This is a genomic window from Streptomyces zinciresistens K42 (genome assembly GCF_000225525.1).
GTDB lineage: Bacteria > Actinomycetota > Actinomycetes > Streptomycetales > Streptomycetaceae > Streptomyces > Streptomyces zinciresistens.
Genome location: NZ_AGBF01000492.1, coordinates 1 through 433 on the forward strand (window position 1 = coordinate 1; position 433 = coordinate 433).

General features: G+C 69.7%; 1 pseudogene. It reads right to left on the bottom strand.

The features are described 5' to 3' along the window. Nucleotides 1-97 precede the first annotated feature (97 nt). Nucleotides 98-328 (bottom strand): annotated as a pseudogene (locus SZN_RS43600) (acyl-CoA dehydrogenase family protein); the annotation flags it as partial. Nucleotides 329-433 lie beyond the last annotated feature (105 nt).

Below are 433 nucleotides of genomic sequence, written 5' to 3' on the forward strand. Positions count from 1 at the left end.
GCCTGGGCGAGGGTGGGCACGGTGAGCCCGAAGGTGTAGTCGTTCTGCGCGCGAGTGTGCAGTTGGATGCTGTCACCTCGCCATTGCGCGTTCGGACGAGCAGAATCCCCTTGTGCAGTTCGAGCGCCATGTCGGCGAGCTTGGCCTGGGTGAGCTGGAAGCCCCCGATCGGCCGGCCGAACTGCTCCCGCGTCCTCGCGTAGTCCACGGCGGCCTCGAAGCAGGAGCGCGCCGGAGAGGAAGCCGCCCTCCTCCCACGACTCCTTCCACGCGGCGCGCAGCCGCGCGAGCCGCCTCGGGCCGGGCTTGCTCTGCAGTTCGGGGCCCGGCGGCACGGGCGGCAACTCGTTGAGCAGGTCGAGGAAGGACGGGCTGTCCTGGCCGTTGATCGGCTTGTCGTTGTGGGTCATGGCGTGGCTGCTCCTTCTGCCGG